Annotated in this window: 8 protein-coding genes; 3 read left to right on the forward strand and 5 right to left on the reverse strand. The window is 55.5% G+C overall.

Annotated elements, in window-relative coordinates:
• Positions 1 to 13 precede the first annotated feature (13 nt).
• A complete protein-coding gene (locus C5Y96_RS25445; RefSeq protein ID WP_105359286.1) occupies positions 14 to 3,142 on the reverse strand; it encodes a DUF1553 domain-containing protein in 3,129 nt (1,042 codons plus the stop codon).
• Positions 3,143 to 3,321: 179 nt separating this feature from the next.
• Here C5Y96_RS25445 and C5Y96_RS25450 point away from each other — a divergent pair, with 179 nt between their 5' ends.
• The 3 genes from C5Y96_RS25450 (at position 3,322) to C5Y96_RS25460 (ending at position 10,483) form a co-directional block, all read left to right on the forward strand.
• A complete protein-coding gene (locus tag C5Y96_RS25450; RefSeq protein ID WP_158261425.1) occupies positions 3,322 to 3,834 on the forward strand; it encodes a sigma-70 family RNA polymerase sigma factor in 513 nt (170 codons plus the stop codon).
• Positions 3,831 to 5,381, forward strand: coding sequence for a LamG-like jellyroll fold domain-containing protein (locus tag C5Y96_RS25455; RefSeq protein WP_105359290.1), 1,551 nt, complete (start codon positions 3,831 to 3,833; stop codon positions 5,379 to 5,381). The genes C5Y96_RS25450 and C5Y96_RS25455 overlap by 4 nt, the downstream gene beginning before the upstream one ends.
• A 179-nt stretch (positions 5,382 to 5,560) precedes the next feature.
• Complete coding sequence (locus tag C5Y96_RS25460) at positions 5,561 to 10,483, forward strand: c-type cytochrome (protein ID WP_105359292.1); 4,923 nt, start codon at positions 5,561 to 5,563, stop codon at positions 10,481 to 10,483.
• A 71-nt stretch (positions 10,484 to 10,554) separates the two neighbouring features.
• Here C5Y96_RS25460 and C5Y96_RS25465 read toward each other — a convergent pair whose 3' ends face one another.
• The 4 genes from C5Y96_RS25465 to C5Y96_RS25480 all read right to left on the reverse strand — a co-directional run bounded on the left by C5Y96_RS25465 (position 10,555) and on the right by C5Y96_RS25480 (position 16,226).
• On the reverse strand, positions 10,555 to 11,586 hold the full coding sequence (locus C5Y96_RS25465; protein ID WP_105359293.1) for a hypothetical protein: 1,032 nt from the start codon (positions 11,584 to 11,586) through the stop codon (positions 10,555 to 10,557).
• 11 nt (positions 11,587 to 11,597) lie between these two features.
• On the reverse strand, positions 11,598 to 12,599 hold the full coding sequence (locus C5Y96_RS25470) for an SPFH domain-containing protein (RefSeq protein WP_105359294.1): 1,002 nt from the start codon (positions 12,597 to 12,599) through the stop codon (positions 11,598 to 11,600).
• Between the two features lie 122 nt (positions 12,600 to 12,721).
• Positions 12,722 to 14,671 carry a glycoside hydrolase family 32 protein gene (locus tag C5Y96_RS25475; RefSeq protein ID WP_158261426.1) on the reverse strand — a complete coding sequence of 650 codons (1,950 nt, stop codon included), beginning with the start codon at positions 14,669 to 14,671 and terminating at the stop codon, positions 12,722 to 12,724.
• A gap of 106 nt (positions 14,672 to 14,777) precedes the next feature.
• Positions 14,778 to 16,226, reverse strand: a complete 1,449-nt coding sequence (locus C5Y96_RS25480; RefSeq protein WP_105359296.1) for a Gfo/Idh/MocA family protein — start codon at positions 16,224 to 16,226, stop codon at positions 14,778 to 14,780.
• Between the last annotated feature and the right edge of the window lie 110 nt (positions 16,227 to 16,336).

Below are 16,336 nucleotides of genomic sequence, written 5' to 3' on the forward strand. Positions count from 1 at the left end.
GAGGGAAGCGAAACTATTCGATAGTGACGAACTCATCCAAGTTCAGTATCAAGTGAGCTACGCTGGTTAGGGCCGCATGCTGAATGGGGTCAAGCGAGTTGTCAGTTGTTGATTCACCCACGGTCAGCAGCTTCTTCGCCTCGTCAGGGGATTGGGAAAAATACTGGTGAAAGAACTGCAAGTTCTCGGCCAGAATATCAAGCGTCTCTTTGTCCGCTGGTCGAGCGATCGCTTGGCGGTACATAACTGCTAAGCGGTCACGATCATCTTTGGCTTCTGCTTGCATCGCTACTTTCGCCAGTTGTCGAGCGCTCTCGATAAACGTGACATCGTTCATCAATACCAACGCCTGTAGCGGCGTGTTCGTTCGGGTTGCCCGCACGGTACACACTTCACGACTTCCTGCGTCAAAGATCGTTTGTCGTGGCGGATTAACGGCCCGCTTCCAATAGGTGTACATGCTCTTGCGATACAGACCTTCGCCGGTATCTTGCTTGTATCGAATGCCCGCACTAGAAGCGACCGTCGACCACAGGCCTGCCGGCTGATACGGTTTTACCGACGGTCCACCAGCTTTCGAGTTGAGTAGGCCGCTTGCCTGCAAAGCCACGTCGCGAATCGAGTAACCATCGGCTCGATAGCGAGGTCCGCGAGCCATTAGCCGGTTCTCGGGATCACGCTGGCGGAGTTCAGGTCGATGGATCGACGACTGGCGATAGACGCTGCTGGTAACGATCAAGCGGTGCATGGCCTTTACATCCCAGCCCGACTCGATGAACTCGACCGCCAACCAATCCAGCAGATCGGGATGACTGGGGGCTTCTCCTTGAAGCCCAAAGTCGTCGACCGTCTTCACCAGCCCCACCCCGAAGTGATCTTGCCACATGCGATTAACAATCACTCGGGCCGTCAATGGGTTTTCGTGTGAAACCATCCATTGGGCCAATTCCAAACGGTTGCCAGGCTGGATAGGTGAGTCTTCGGAAAACAGTTGTGCCGGCACAGCACGCGTCAGTGGTTCCTCTTTGACAGGCTCGTTGTATTGACCGCGATTGAGCAGGTAGATCGGCTCTTCCTTTCCTTGCCGCTCGCTCATGATCATGACGCTTACTTCAGGACCAGCCTCTTGGCGATACTGCTGTTCCGCTTTCTTCAGTTGAAGCTCCGCCTTGGCCAGTTGTTGGTCGATTGTTTCGTAGTACTTACGAATGGCTTCCAGGTCTTTGGGCTTTCGCTTGTCGGCCGATTTAGCTAAAGCAGCTTTCGCATCGGCGGTCAGCCCGTCGTCAGCGACCTTGCCTGCATCGGCATGGTCGGAGAATGCGATCCTTGCTTTGCCAATCGCGTGATTGGCGTACTGGCTGCCAAACTTGAGTTCGATGACGAGCGTCTCTTCACCTTGGATCTCGACTGGCTCGGCAAATCGAATAACGGCCGTCACAGGCTCAGGCTTCACATCCGTTCCGAACACCGCCCAGCCGGTGCTGGCCTTGCCATCGAGAATATTCTTGACTGGGAAGCTATCTTGCTCGAACGACGCCGTCGCTGATTGCAGCGCGATTGGTTTTCCATTCTGCAGAACATTCACACTCGTCAGAACGAAGTTACCGTTTACGCTTGGGGCAAGCTGTCTTGGCTTCGCGAAGGCATCGTCCGGCAGCGCCGTTAGTTGCAACGCGGTCAGAGACTTCTGCTGGGGTTGAACGGTGATGCTGTAAACAATCTCGGTCGACTTGTTTCCGCCTGAGTAGCGAACGGTGGCATCCCCTTCGATCACCAGATCTCCGTCCCCTTGAAGGTTGGCCTCTTTAAGTGTGGCCGGCGTCCAGACAATCGAATCCTCTTCGCTTGGTCCCTGGTATTCATCGAGCCATCGCTGCATGCGCTCAGGCACGCCAGCTTTAGCTACTTCCATTTCCTTTTGAGCTTTATCGCGCTTGGCAATCGTTGCCGGCGACACCTCAATCAGTGGCGAACTTGTTTTCATAGTCGGGTTCGCGTCGATACCTCTGCCGGTCCCACGTTCGCCGATGTTGTTGAAATAACCATAGAACTGGTAGAACTCGCGCTGGCTCAATGGATCGTACTTGTGGTCGTGGCAGCGTGCACAACCCATCGTCAGACCCAGCCAAACAGTCGAAGTCGTCTCAACGCGATCGATGACGTTTTCGACGAAGAACTCTTCGGAGAGTGCCCCAGCTTCGGCATTCTGGCGATGGTTGCGATTAAATGCAGTTGCCAGCCGCTGCGAATCGGTAGTATCCGGCAACATATCGCCGGCCAACTGCTCGATAGTGAATTGGTCAAACGGCATATTCTGGTGCATGGCTTGAATCACCCAGTCTCGCCATGGCCAGTTGGTCCGTTCATTGTCATTCTGGTACCCATCGGTGTCGGCATACCGTGCCGCGTCTAACCAGCGCAGCGATTGGTGTTCGGCATAGGCCATCGATCCGAGCAGTTCGTCTATCGCTTCCAGGTAGGCCGTATCGCTGGGGTCCGCCAGAAACTTCTCTTGAAGTTCTGCCGGAGGTAGCAGTCCGGTGAGCGTCAACGATGCCCGACGCAGGCGCGTCGCCGGATCTGCTTCCGGCGAAGGCGCAAGCTTTTCATCCAGCAAACGCTTGGCTATGAAAACATCAATCGGATTGGTCGACCAGCGGGACTTGGTTTCCTCTGTCCATGACGCCGACTTCACAGCATCGAGGGGTACTTCCGGTCGCTGAGGAATCTCGAATGCCCAGTGACGCTGGTACTCGGCTCCTTGTTGAATCCATAAATCGAGAATTCGTTTTTCTTCTTCCGACAGGGTGCGGTTGCTGCCAGAGGGAGGCATTTGCGACGATTCATCGTCGCTGTGAATCCGCAAATGCAACTCGCTGGCTTTCAAATCACCAGGCACAACGCCTGCATACCCCCCGAGGTCTTTCAGTAGATTATCTTGGCTATCCAAGCGAAATTCTGACTCTTGGTTCTTCGCATCCGGTCCATGGCAGTGAAAGCAGCGATCGGAAAGAATTGGCTGAACCTGGGTACGGAAGTCGACCTTTTCCTCGGCCTGGCACACTCCCGGCAGCACCAGAAGTGGAAGTAAGCCCAGAGATTTGATCACGTTACGCCCAAAATACCGTAAAATGAACATGAAGCTTCTTGCGTGAGATTTTATGGGAAATCATGGCAGGTATGCCTATCATACTCCCAATTTGCCAATAACCTGCCGCGCAATTTCGTAACATCCTTTTTTCTCAGAATTTACGGCAGGTAAGCTCGATCCTGGGAGTAATCAGGTTGAGCAACAGTATCGCGAGGTTGGGTTCCAACGTGGAAAAAGATCGATTTCTCACCTTATTTTTGAAACACGAGCGCGAACTGGCAGCGATCGCCAGAGCCTCGCTCCCTGACTGGAACGCGGTGGACGACGTTCTGCAGGAAGCCAGCTTGGTCATGTGGAGAAAGATTGATCAGCTTCAGGCGGACGACGAATTCATCCCCTGGGCACGCATGGTGTTGCGATTCGAGGTCTTGAAGTATCGCCGTAGCTGTAGCCGCGATCGGTTGCTCTTAGATGACGATCTTGTCGCGCTGATCGCCATCGAAGCGAAAGACGAGACGTCGGAATTTGCTCAAGAACAACGTTCAGCCATTCGAGCCTGCCTGGGCAAGTTCTCTGCGGAACATCAAAAGCTGTTACTGGCTCCCTATACACGTGAAGAAGCAGTGAAAGAGATGGCGGAAGCGGCCGGAAAGACGGCCAATAGCCTGTATAAACGCCTAGGGCGGCTACGCACAAAATTGCACGACTGTGTTCGGATGCAACTGGGAACAACATCATGAGCAACGAACCGTCCCCACCTACCGATGAATTGATCGAGAGATACTTCCTCGATCCCCAATCTTTGTCAGATGCCGAGCAGTCAACACTCGTTCGCGCTTTGCAGGAAGACCCAAGCGTACGCAGCCGGTTTCGCGTTGCCGCATTCATCGATGCGGAGTTGCGATTTGAATCGAGCGGTGAAGAAACCTCCTCGCCATCGATCACGGCTCCGACTGGGCTAGGTGATGCCTGGCCGAAATGGATACTCGCGATCGCGGCGACGCTTCTACTGTTCGGCGTGCTGGGTTACCTCAATTGGCCGGCGACTCCTCAGCAAACCCAAGAGCCGATTGCCAATCAGCAATCGCCGCCAGCTACGCCGGAAGTGGCCACCGCGATCGCCCTGCTCGATGTCGGACACAATCAGAAATTCGAGCCTGGTTTCGCCCCTAGCGGCAGCGAGTTCCATCAAGGCGAATACCATTTGAGCGAAGGGGAAGTCACGCTGACTTTCCAGAACGGAGTAGCGGTTTCACTTGAGAGTCCTGCTCGTTTCTCTATCATCGATCCAATGCGTATGCAACTCGATCACGGTCGAGCTCGTGCCATCGTGCCGGAGTCAGGGCACGGGTTTGTGATCGAAACCTCGACAATGGTTGTCGAAGACCTGGGCACCGAATTTGGCGTTGTCGTAGACGACCAGCAAAACCAGGAGCTCCACGTTTTTGCGGGTGAAGTGCGACTGCACGAGAAGAATTTGCCCCCGGAACTTCTGACCGAGAACTCGGCACTTGCCTGGGACAATCACACCAAGCGGCGCACGATTACCCCGGATGACGGAGCGTTCGCGACCAGCATGTCGATCGGCTATAAGCGCTGGCTCGATCACAGCTTGCAGCTTCGCCAAGACCCAGCAGCGCTCTTCTATTTCGATTTCGAGACCGACTCGCGCAAGAGCGCGGAAGTTGTCAATCGAGCCACCACCGGCATTGTCGACAATGGCCAACTTACCAGTGGCATCTGGGCGACTGGACGTTGGCCTGAAAAAGGAGCGATGCTTTTCGAGAATACCGGCGATCGCGTCGAGTTGAATATCCCTGGCACGTACGACCAGATCACCATCATGGGTTGGGTACAGATCAATCGCTACGACTTTGCACTTCAGACGGTATTCAACTCGGTTGACTATTCGCCTGGCCAGCATCACTGGAACTTGACGCGGGGAGGTTCGCTGCGGATGGGGCTCTCGGGTCAGTACGACCTGACAAGCAAGCAAACGCTTCCTCAAAATCATTGGACCCACGTCGCCGCTCAAATGGATGCCAAGTCCCAAGAGTCGGTGTATTACATCAACGGGGAAGAAGTCGATCGAAAGCAATGGACGACCTCGATCCCCATCCGCTACGGCCCTAGCTCGATTGGAGCCTGGGGACACACCAATCGCGCAGGCCAGGTCACCTACAGCCGAGACCTGCGAGGACGCATCGACGAAATTGCCCTGTTCAGCCGCATCCTTTCGGCCGACGAGATTCGCGAAGCGTTTGAAGCTGGAAGTAACTTTCAATAGTTATTTCACTTGTTTCGCTTACTCCCCAATAATTTCAAAAATATAAATATACGAATTCACGTAAGACCTAGCCTTGCTCAGACGCTATAGTTAGTATGAACTCGCGCTTCTCACGTGGTCCCACCTAAACTCGTCCCACCCCCGAAACCGTATACAAAGCCTTCGGTATTTAGGATCCCATGCGTAAAACAATCCTCTCGCTTGTTGTTTGTCTTGGCCTGTGTTGGTCGGGGCAAGGGTATGCTCAGACGTTGCAGCTTGAAAAAGGAGATCACATCTCCATCATCGGCAATACAACCGCCGATCGCATGCAACACCACGCCTGGCTGGAAACGTATATCCATGCGACTCATCCCGAGTTGAATTTGACGTTTCGCAACCTGGCCTTTCCCGGCGACGAGCTGAAAGTTCGACCGCGGGAAGACAACTTCGGCACGCCAGACGAGTGGCTCGCCAAGAACAAGACAGACGTCGTCTTCGCGTTCTTCGGTTACAACGAAGCCCTCAAAGGTCCCCAAGCTGTCGACGGGTTCAAAAAGGATCTGGCCGAAGTGATCGATGGGATGCGTGCCCAGAAGTACAACGGCAAATCGGCTCCTAAGATCGTGATATTCTCGCCTATTGCCCACGAGAACCTCTACAGCCGTCACCTGCCTGACGGTTCGAAGAACAACCCGAACCTGAAGCTTTACACCGAGGCTATGGCCGAAGTGTGCCAGGCCAAGGACGTCTTGTTCGTCGATCTCTTTACCCCATCGCAAAAGCTGTATGCCGACGCCGAGAAACCGCTCACGATGAACGGCATTCACCTGTTGGATCACGGCAACCAAGCGATCGCTGGCGTCATCTACGGACAACTATTTGGCAAGCCCCTACCCGATGCAGGCTCAGAAGAAATCGCCAAGCTGCGCGACGTAATCCTCGACAAGAACTACTACTGGTTCAGCCGCTATCGCGTGGTGGACGGTTACAACGTGTTCGGTGGTCGCTCGAAGCTGGCCTGGTTTGGCCAATCCAACGCCGACGTCATGCTCCGCGAGATGGAAATCTTCGACGTCATGACGGCCAATCGCGATCAGCGCGTGTGGGCGGTTGCCCAGGGTGGTGACCTGGAAGTCAAAGACGACAATCTTCCCGAAGAACTGGTCGTTAAATCGAACCGCGATGGCGACCTGTCCGATGGTGGTTTTTCGTACCGTACCGCCGAAGAAGGCCTGAAGAAACTGGAAATGCACAAAGACCTTCAAGCGAATGTCTTTGCTTCCGAAGAGATGTTCCCCGAACTGATCAACCCGGTTCAGATGGCCGTCGATCCGAATGGTCACTTGTACGCTTCGGTCTGGCCGAGCTACCCTCACTGGAACCCCACCGAACCGCGTCTGGATCGCATTGTCTGTCTGCCGGACGACAACGGCGACGGCGTGGCCGACCGCTGCGTGATCTTCGCTGACGAATTGAACAGCGTCACCGGTTTCGAATTCTGGGGCGGCGGTATGATTGTCGCTTCGCTGCCAGAATTGTGGTTCCTGAAAGATACCGACGGCGACTTGAAAGCCGACGTAAAAATCCGCCTCCTGCAAGGTCTGTCCAGTGCCGACTCGCACCACTCGGCCAACGCCATGGTGCTCGGCCCGGATGGCTGGATTTACTGGTCGCGTGGTGTCTTCAACGTGGCCACCATGGAGACGCCAACCAAGACGTATCGCTCCACACAAACTGGCGTGCATCGTTTCAATCCGCGAACGTTCGAGATGGAATTCCATTACCCCATCGGCCCGAATCCACACGGCGATGTCTTCGATCAATGGGGTTACCAGTTCGCTAATGATGGTACGTCCGGTACCGGCTCGTATGTCGATATCGGCAAAGGTGTCGGCAACAAGCAATGGTTCGACAAACGCGTTCGTCCCGTTGCCGCCACAGGCCTATTGGCCAGCAGCCACTTCCCAGAAGAGATGCAGGGCAACTTCCTGATTTGCAACTGCATCGGTTTTCTGGGCGTCTTGAATCACGAGATCCAGTACAACGGTTCCGACATCCGTGCGACCGAAGTCGATCCGATCCTTGTGTCCTCCGACCCCAACTTTCGTCCGAGCGACGTGGAGATCGGTGCCGACGGTGCGTTGTACGTTGCCGACTGGGCCAATGCCTTGATCGGTCATATGCAGCACAACATGCGTGACCCCAACCGCGATCATCAGCACGGACGTATCTTCCGCGTCACCGCGAAGAACCGCCCACTGATCGAACCAGTTCGCCTGAAGGACAAGCCGCTCGTTGAAGTCCTGTCCGCCTTCTATGCGAAGGAGAACGCGACTCGTTACCGTGCACGTATTGAACTAAGCGGTCGCGATTCTGAAGAAGTTCAGGCCGCGATCGAAAAGTTCGTTGCTGCCAAAGATATCAACAACCCAGCCGACGCCCAGGCAATGCTTGAGTGCTTGTGGGTGCTCGAAGAACACCGCATGCCAAGTATCGACCTGGTCAAAACTGTCTTCCAGGCTGGCGAACCTCGTGTTCGTGCGGCTGCCATCCGTACGCTTGGCCATTGGGCCGATTCGGTTGATGGCTGGGAGCCAACGCTTGTGGCTGCCGCGAGCGATCCTTCGCCGCTGGTTCGTGCCGAGGCCATCAAGTCGGCTGTCGAGTTCACAGGCCCTGCCGCTGCCGAAACCGTCTTCCTGGCTGCCTCGCAAGAGATGGATCCGGAACTGACGCGTCTGCTGCAATATGCCCAAAGCCAGATCGACGTCGATCAGATGATCGCCGAGTCGATTCGTTCGGGTCGCAAGCTCTCGCCTGCGGCAACAACCTATGCCTTAGAGAAGGCCAGTTCCGATCTCCTGCTGAAGCTGGATCGTACCGACGAAGTTTACGCGGCGATTCTTAGCCGTGGTGGTATCCAGCCTAAGTATCGCGAGGAAGCCATTTCCGTTCTGGCTACTAAGAACAATCGTTCCCCGATGGGCGAACTGATTGCATGGGTTTCGACTGCGGAAAGCAAGAACCTGCCGAGCTTGAACGATCTGGCGAACATGCTTCCGAAAGCGAGCCAGGCCGATCTCGCCAAATCGCAAGACCTGCTGGAGAAGCTGGCCTCGACGACCCAGTCAGCGGTCGTGCGTCGTGCCGTTTATACCAGCTGGATTCAAAGCGGCGGGGCCGAAGCTGCCTGGGCACATGCCTCGCAGTCCCCAGCCTTGATGGCTGATCTGCTGCAAAGTGCTCGCTCGATCAGTAAGTCGGCTGAAGCTGCCCCGCTGTACGCCAAGATCCGCCCTCTCATGTTTGAGTTGCCGGCTTCCTTGCGACCGGAAAGTGGTTCCATCGCCGGCGATGGGCCCGCGGTTGCGTTCGATTACTACGAACCCAACCCCGCCAAAGACGTGGCGATCGAAACGCTCAACGCGAGCAAACCGAAGTTCTCTGGCCGGATGGATAACTTCAACAAGTACGTTCCCAAGGGGCGACAAGATACGTTTGCCACCAAGCAAACGGCTTCGATCATCGCACCTGTCGCTGGCGACTATAAGTTTTACATCGCCTCTGACGATGGTTCCCGTGTGTACCTCAACGGAAGCCTTCTGATCAATAACGACGGGCTGCACGGCATGGTCGAACGGGGCGGCAACGCTACCCTGACCGCTGGCCCTCACGAGATCGTCGTGACCTACTTCGACAACGGTGGCGGTGACGGCCTTCGCGTGATGTGGGAAGGTCCTGGCATCAAGAAGCAGGCCATTCCAACCTCCGCTCTGCGTTCGGCCGGACAAGCCGATTTGCGAGCGGTTGCGATTGCTGCCGTTACGGCCTGGCCAGGTCACCAGGATGAAAAGATTGCCGACTTCGCGAAGCTAACGCAATCGGAAGATCTATCGACGGCCGGTCTCAATGCGTTGACCAGCCTGCCGCCTGGTGCTGTCGCCGAGAAACTATCGCCTGAAGCTCAAGCGACTATTCTGGCGACTCTTTTGACGCAAGCCAACGAGGCGACTCCGGTCGAGCGTCAATCGAAGCAGTACGCCAAGGTACTTGATCTTGGGGAAGCTCTGGTGGCCAAGAGCACGGCTAAAGACAGTGGCTCGCTCAATCGCAAGCTCGTGGACCTGCGTAAGAGCATTCCCGTTGCCGCCGATCCGAAAGTCATGGCGATGGGCAAAGAAATCTTCCTCCGCGAAAGTCACTGTGCGACTTGCCACCAGCCACACGGCCAAGGCATGCCGAATCTCTATCCACCGATCGATGGCACCCTTTGGGCGACCGGGTCGGAAGATCGTTTGATTTCAATGGTTCTGGACGGGATGCACGGCACTATCGAGGTAAAGGGGAAGACTTATAGCAGTCCTCCACTACCGCCGATGACCGGCTTCCGTCAGTTGTTGAACGACGAGGAAGTTGCGGCGGTGCTGACCTACGTTCGTAACTCGTGGTCGAACCGTGCCAAGCCGATTACGGCATCGCAGGTTGCCAAGATCCGAGCTATCGACCGCGGCGACGCCACCTTCTGGCACGTCAACGACCTGATGGCCAAGTTCCCGCTAGAAGATGGGCGCAAGCCGATCGAAGCCACTGGGGACAGTTGGGTTCCTAAGTTCGTCAAACAATGGAAGTACGAAGACCTCGATCCGAAGAAGGTTGCTGCCAGCAAGCGAAACTTCGTCGTCGGTCAGGTTTACTTCAACCGTCTTGGCTGTGCCCAATGTCACCAGATTAATGAAAAGGGAGGCAACTTCGGTCCCGACCTTACCCGTCTGGGTGAAAAGAAGGCCACCGCCGAGCACATCCTGGAATCAATCGCTGATCCTGCCAAGAACATCGACGAGAAATACCGAATGCAAACGATCCTGACGATCGATGGCAAGGTAATTTCCGGGATGACAATTGCGGATCGGCCGGATCAACTGGTGTTGATCACTGATCCCGAGCATCCTGACAAGCCGGTCACGATTTTGAAGGATGACATCGAAGAGCGTTCCAATACCGCTACGACCATCATGCCAGGCGGGATGCTGAACTGGCTGACCGAAGAAGAGATCTATGATCTGGCTGCCTTCGTTTTGTCAGGCGGGGACGCGAAGAACAAGCTCTTCCAAGACAAGTAATCGAAGCGATTACTCTTCGCAAACCAATCCAGAGCCTGTCGTGTGCCTAACACGGCAGGCTCTTTTTTTGTTTAACCCACCACCAGTCGTGCTTGCTGCGGAGACACGGTGAACGTCGCAATGTTACCGCTATTGAATTCGATGTAATCGTCTTCGATCCCATCGGAGAAGATCACTCCTTCAGTCGGCATCTGAGATCCGATGACCAGTTCGTCTTCGTCGTTAAGGATTCCCATAACGTGCTCGGCACTGGAATGGCGACTGACAAACGGCTCGCGTACAGCCCACATCAGCTGGCGATCTTTCCGGTCGATGGTGAGAGGCCGAATCTCGCTGCCACCAGCAAACCGGCTCACGCCAGCGGCCATGTTGAAGATCGACGACATCCAACCGGTCGCCCCGGCCCCGGTCGAAATCAACACGCCGCTGGAAGACTGGGCTTCGCGAGAATGCTGGATATCAAGCGTATACCGGGCCGAAGCATGCGACTTGCAACCAATAAAGAAGTCGTTGAAGGCCAGCATCTGCTGTCCGCTAATCGTGTTGACCTCGGCCAAGGTGACCTTATCGACTCGGTGCCGCTGCTTCAGCACCCGCTGCACCGCTGCCCTGGCTTCACCAATCTGAAACGGCAATAACACGCCGTCGTATTGATCGGGATCGGGGTTCACCCCAATAACCGGTAAGTCTCCCACGTACTTGGCCGCGTTGGCCACCAAACCATCTTGCCCCAGCACCACCACCGCCATGCAGCGGCCGAAGTCGAAGTTCGCCAGGTACGAGCGATCGATCTCTCGAACTGGGAAACCGAGTCCTGAAAGGTCCCGCATGACACTACGGACCGCGGTCTGGTAGCGTTGGTCCTCTTCTTCGTAAGCGCCGCGGTCTGTCAAGGCACTGGCTGAAACGACCATGGCATCCAAATCTGCGTCATTGATCGACAACCCTTTCTTGGCCCGAGACTTTCGCCGCCGCTCGACTTCATGATCGACTGCCGCGTCCAACAGAAAGTCGGCCTGATTGACGGTTCCCCACCGCTTCTTGAGGCCTTCCATTCGCGTATTGCGTGTGACCAGCACGATCCAATTTGAACCGAGTCCCATCAGATGCCCTCCTACGCGTTGCGACGTCGCTGTTGTCTAGGGCGGTCACCGTTACTTCCCGAATCCCCGAGCAGCGTTGCGAGCAGTTCCGGCGAGATGTTCAAATTGCCGACCTTTTCGGCATTGTCGGCCAGGTCGCGAAACGCCAACGCAATCATTTGGTTCGCATCGATCCCGCCAGGCGAAGCGGCCAGCAAGGTTCGCCAGTCGATGTCTTTGATCGGCTCGAGAATCGCTTTGAGGGCATCGGCTTTGGCCTGCGACTCTTTCCGCTGATTCTCGATCGCACGATCGACCAACGTGGCCCGTTCCTGCTCGATCGCGATGTCGGCGGCCAGTTTCGTTTCCCGAACTTGCCGCTGCTTCTGCTGCACGGCGATCTCGGTGTTCAGTTCGTTCTCCTTGATCTGGCGTTCCAGTTCAACGGCCGTATTGCGACGAGCATAGATCGCTTCATCCGCTTCCAAAAGCAGCTTTTCTCGCGCCTCGGCTTGAAGTGCTTTGGCCATCTCAGGCGTTGCTTTGATCGACAATACCGAAAGATTGATCACCTCGACCCCCAGCATGGCAACGGCCGGGGAATCGGCCAGTTGAGCGAAGACCTGCTCGACCAGTTCATCACTGCTGGTCAGCAACTGGCGAAGGGTCTTCTTGAGCGTAAACGCCCGAGCTAACGTCTGCGTTGTGTGAATGAGTCGATCGTTCAGCTTCGAGGGATCTTCCGAGCGATACCTTCCCCAAGCATCGGTGCTGAAATCGAGGATTGAGGCCAACTTTCCCGGGCTGTTGACCCGGAGCGTTAACTCTCCCTGAATGGTCGCATCCTGAAAGTCGGACGTCACTTCGTTGAACACGAACGGCACGTCGGTACTTGCCAGCGGAATCTGCACCAGCGTGGCATTGGGTGAAAAGTAGAAAAACGATAGCCCAGCCCCTTCACACACCGGCTTCCCACCACGAAAGAGCATGACATGCGTCGACGGCGGGGCCTTGATGTAGCTGATCCCCAACATGATGTAGTTCCTTCAAAGAAAAGAAGTGCCAGACTTAAAGCTGCCCGACACCCTTAGTGTACGATCAACACTTTTAAAGGTCAACGATTTTGTGCGAGAATTTTTCCGCGATGGAATCGATGCTACCAGGATGATTTCAAGCGATGCACCTCAAGCGAGCGAACGGTTACCTTGCCCGAGGATTTTAGGGCTACCGTCGTATTTTGGGGATCGATGTCCGCATTGAACGTAGCCACATACTGCCCTTCGTTGGTAAAGAGTTCCAGAGACGCCCGATCGACCAGCACGCGTAGCTTCACCACGCCATCGACCGTGGGTGCTGGTACCTGGTGGTTCTGGTAGTGGATAGCACCCTCTGAATACGTGATCGTTTGACCACGCAGATCTATTCGCAACTCGGTATCGGCGCTGGCTTCAAAGGCTACGCTGAAGTCGATGAGCTCGGCCCTGAAATCACTGAGCTTTTCACTAGCTGTCGTAATGTCCGTCTTCGCAAGCTTGATGCCTTCTTCGTACAAGCTTTCAATTTCAACAACCGGCCAACGGAACAGTTCCATCCCGCCTGGCGTCGTCCGCAACTGCATGGTCTGGGGAACACTCATCTGCTGATGAAACGGCATGTCCGCGCGGCGAAACGGTGTGTTCTCTCCCCGCATCCAACCGATGATCACCGTCCGGTTGTCGGGGCTGTTGTTGAAGGTCTGGGCGGCATAGAAGTTCGGGCCATAGTCGCCGCGATGAACCACCTTGTCTGTCGTAAGCTCCTTGCCGTCGAATTCGCCGACTTCGTATTCGAAGCTCGCATCGTACAGAACCCATTTCTTATTGTTGGGATCACCATCGACCGGCAGTTGCACCAGGTCCATGCATTCAAAGACCCAGTCGCGATCGAATTGACTGACTTCCTTCCATGTCTTCAGGTCGTCGGAATTGAAAAAGAGAACCCGCCCTGGCTTTGCCTGCTTGACCCACAGCACCATCACCCACTTCTTTGTCGCCTCGTGCCAGAAAATCTTTGGGTCTCGTTCACCGGCGTCGTATCCTTGGTTTGCCACGATCGGCTTGCCATCGTTCCAAAGCTGAAACGTCCGACCGCGATCGGTGCTGTAGGCGAGTGCCTGGTAAAACGGATGCCGGGCAAACGTGAACGCGGCCGCCAGCGTCTTGGTGTCCCCTTGTTGTACACCCAGGCTATTGTTGTGATCGACCACAGCCGTGCCGGAAAAGATCGTTCCTTCTCCATACGGAAGAATCGCGTGTGGCAGTTGTTTCCAGTGCACCATGTCTTTACTGACGGCGTGCCCCCAGGTCATATTCCCCCAGGCATTCAAGACCGGGTTATGCTGAAAGAACAGATGATACTCGCCATCCAGAAACACCATTCCATTAGGATCGTTGAGCCAATGCTTCAGCGAGGTGAAATGAAACTGCGGTCGATAGGTCTGATCGTAGCCCACTTCTTCATAGGACGGAAACGTCTGGAGATTCGGCCCCTTCGAAAGCTCACTGGCCGGGATGCCCTGGCTTTGACTGCTGACATGGATATCGTCGACATTGATGTGTCCCCAGCCGCCGGTACGCTGATCGACGATCTGTAAGATGCCTTGCTTGCCGACCAGATCCTGCACTTCCCAAAACACTCGTGTCAGTTGCTCGCTACCACCTGACTTGCGGTTGGGGCCGGTCGCCGTACGCACGACTTCCCCATCGACCAGAAGGTTCATGCATGTCTCACCTTCGTACCCTCCGCCACCGATGAGAAAGTGGAAGTACGGCTGCTTGATTTCGATCGTTGGCGAGGTCAGCGTGCCGGTACTGCGATCACCACCAAGAAACGTGTTGACGAGTTGCTTTCCTTGGTAGCCACTGACATCCATCTGACCACCGAGCGCCCCGGCGGCTGGCCGCGTGCCGAATGCCTCACCTTCCGCTTTCCAGTCGCCGTACGAGTCCCCCTCGAAGTCCGCGATAAGCACGTCAACGCCTGGTATGTCGTCGGCCGAAAGCAAGCACGGAAAGAGACACAAGAGCGTCAAAACGAAACAGATCAGGCGAGCGGGGTAGCGATTCATGAAGAGGCCTCTGGAGGTGGGGAAAGACCGCAGCATACAAGAAGAAACGCCGAAGTAAACCTTCGGCGTTTCGCGTTCTTTAAATTGTCGTGAAATCTCAACCGACTTATACTTTCGCGGCATCGGGGATCTCAAACCCCTTGCGATTTGGATCCTTAAGCAGCGTGTTTGCTGCTTCGGCATGGTCGCCGGTGTGCTGTTCGGTTCCAGGATCGAAGGTCAGCATCGGACCAACGGTGTACTTCTCGCTATCTTTGACGCCGACACCTTTCTCCATGATGTCGTGCAGTCGACCGAAGTGTTCGGCAGCGTCTTTGTTGTCACCGAACTTACCTGCCTTGGCGTTGAACGGAACCTGTTCGCCCAGGCGATACGAGTTATTCATCAAGTGCCCCAGCACACACGCATAGTGGGCATCGTGCACGTTGCCGTTGGCCATGCTCGGGTCGTTGGCACGAACGGCTGTGATGAAGCTTCCCCAGTTGCCGCCTGGGGTCACGTCTCCGCGATCGACCTTGACCTTTTCCCCCTTGTCACTTCCCTTGGGATAATACATGCCACGTACGATCCGTCCGCCGTCTTCAAAGTAGTATTCGTTCTCGACCTGGTGTTCGTATCCCTTGTAGTTCACGTTGCGAACGTTGAAGAAGACGTACTGGCCGTTGGGATACTCGGCCATGGCGAACATCGTATTGGGGGTTTCGCCTTGGTCGCCCCACTGGAACCGGCCCCCCAGCGCCATCGCACGAACGGGATGCGTTTGATCTTTATCGATCGCCCAACGAGCCACGTCCAGTTGATGCGTTCCCTGATTGTTCAGGTCGCCGTTGCCGGTCTTCCAGAACCAGTGCCAGTCGTAAGGGTGGTAGTTGGCATGGAACTCGTCAATCACAGCGGGTCCGCGCCACAGGTTCCAATCCAGGTTTTCTGGTGGAGACGATACTTTGTCGAATCCAATGCCACCGCGCGGCTTGCAACAGTAACCGTACGAGACCTTCAGCTTGCCCCACTTACCGGCCTGGATGGCCTCGTGCAGACCGGCGATACCCGCGTCGCTACGACGCTGCGTGCCGTGCTGAATAACGACACCATATTTCTTCTGGGCTTCGACAGCGACACGACCTTCGACCACGTCGTGGCTCATTGGCTTTTCAACATAAACATGCTTGCCAGCCTGGGCCGCCCAGATCGTGATGAGCGAGTGCCAATGATTCGGCGTTGCTACCGAAATGGCATCAAGATTCGGATCGTCGAGTGCTTCCCGAACGTCGCGAACCCCTTTCACTTTAAACTTGCCGTTGGCTCGCTCCTGAACGGCCTTCACGGTTTTGGCCAAAACCTTTTCATCGGGATCGATGAGGTAGGCGATTTCGACATTGTCTTGGCCGAACCAGCCATCGATGTGACTCTTACCACGACCATTCAGCCCGGCGACCGCGATACGCACGCGATCATTGGCACCTTGTACGGCCCCAGATGCGGCAGTTCCGGTAAGAATGAGTCCCGCTCCTGCGGCGGTCGATTGCAGGAAGGTTCGACGATTGACCAACGTCATGGCAAGCTCCGTGTGAGTTTTAGAAGAGGAATTCCAGGGGAAGGACACGCTCGAAAGCATGTTCAAAGTAGGTGAGCCATATTCTGACCATTCCGCACGACCGCGTCAAA

This window comes from Blastopirellula marina (assembly GCF_002967715.1).
Lineage (GTDB): Bacteria > Planctomycetota > Planctomycetia > Pirellulales > Pirellulaceae > Bremerella > Bremerella marina_B.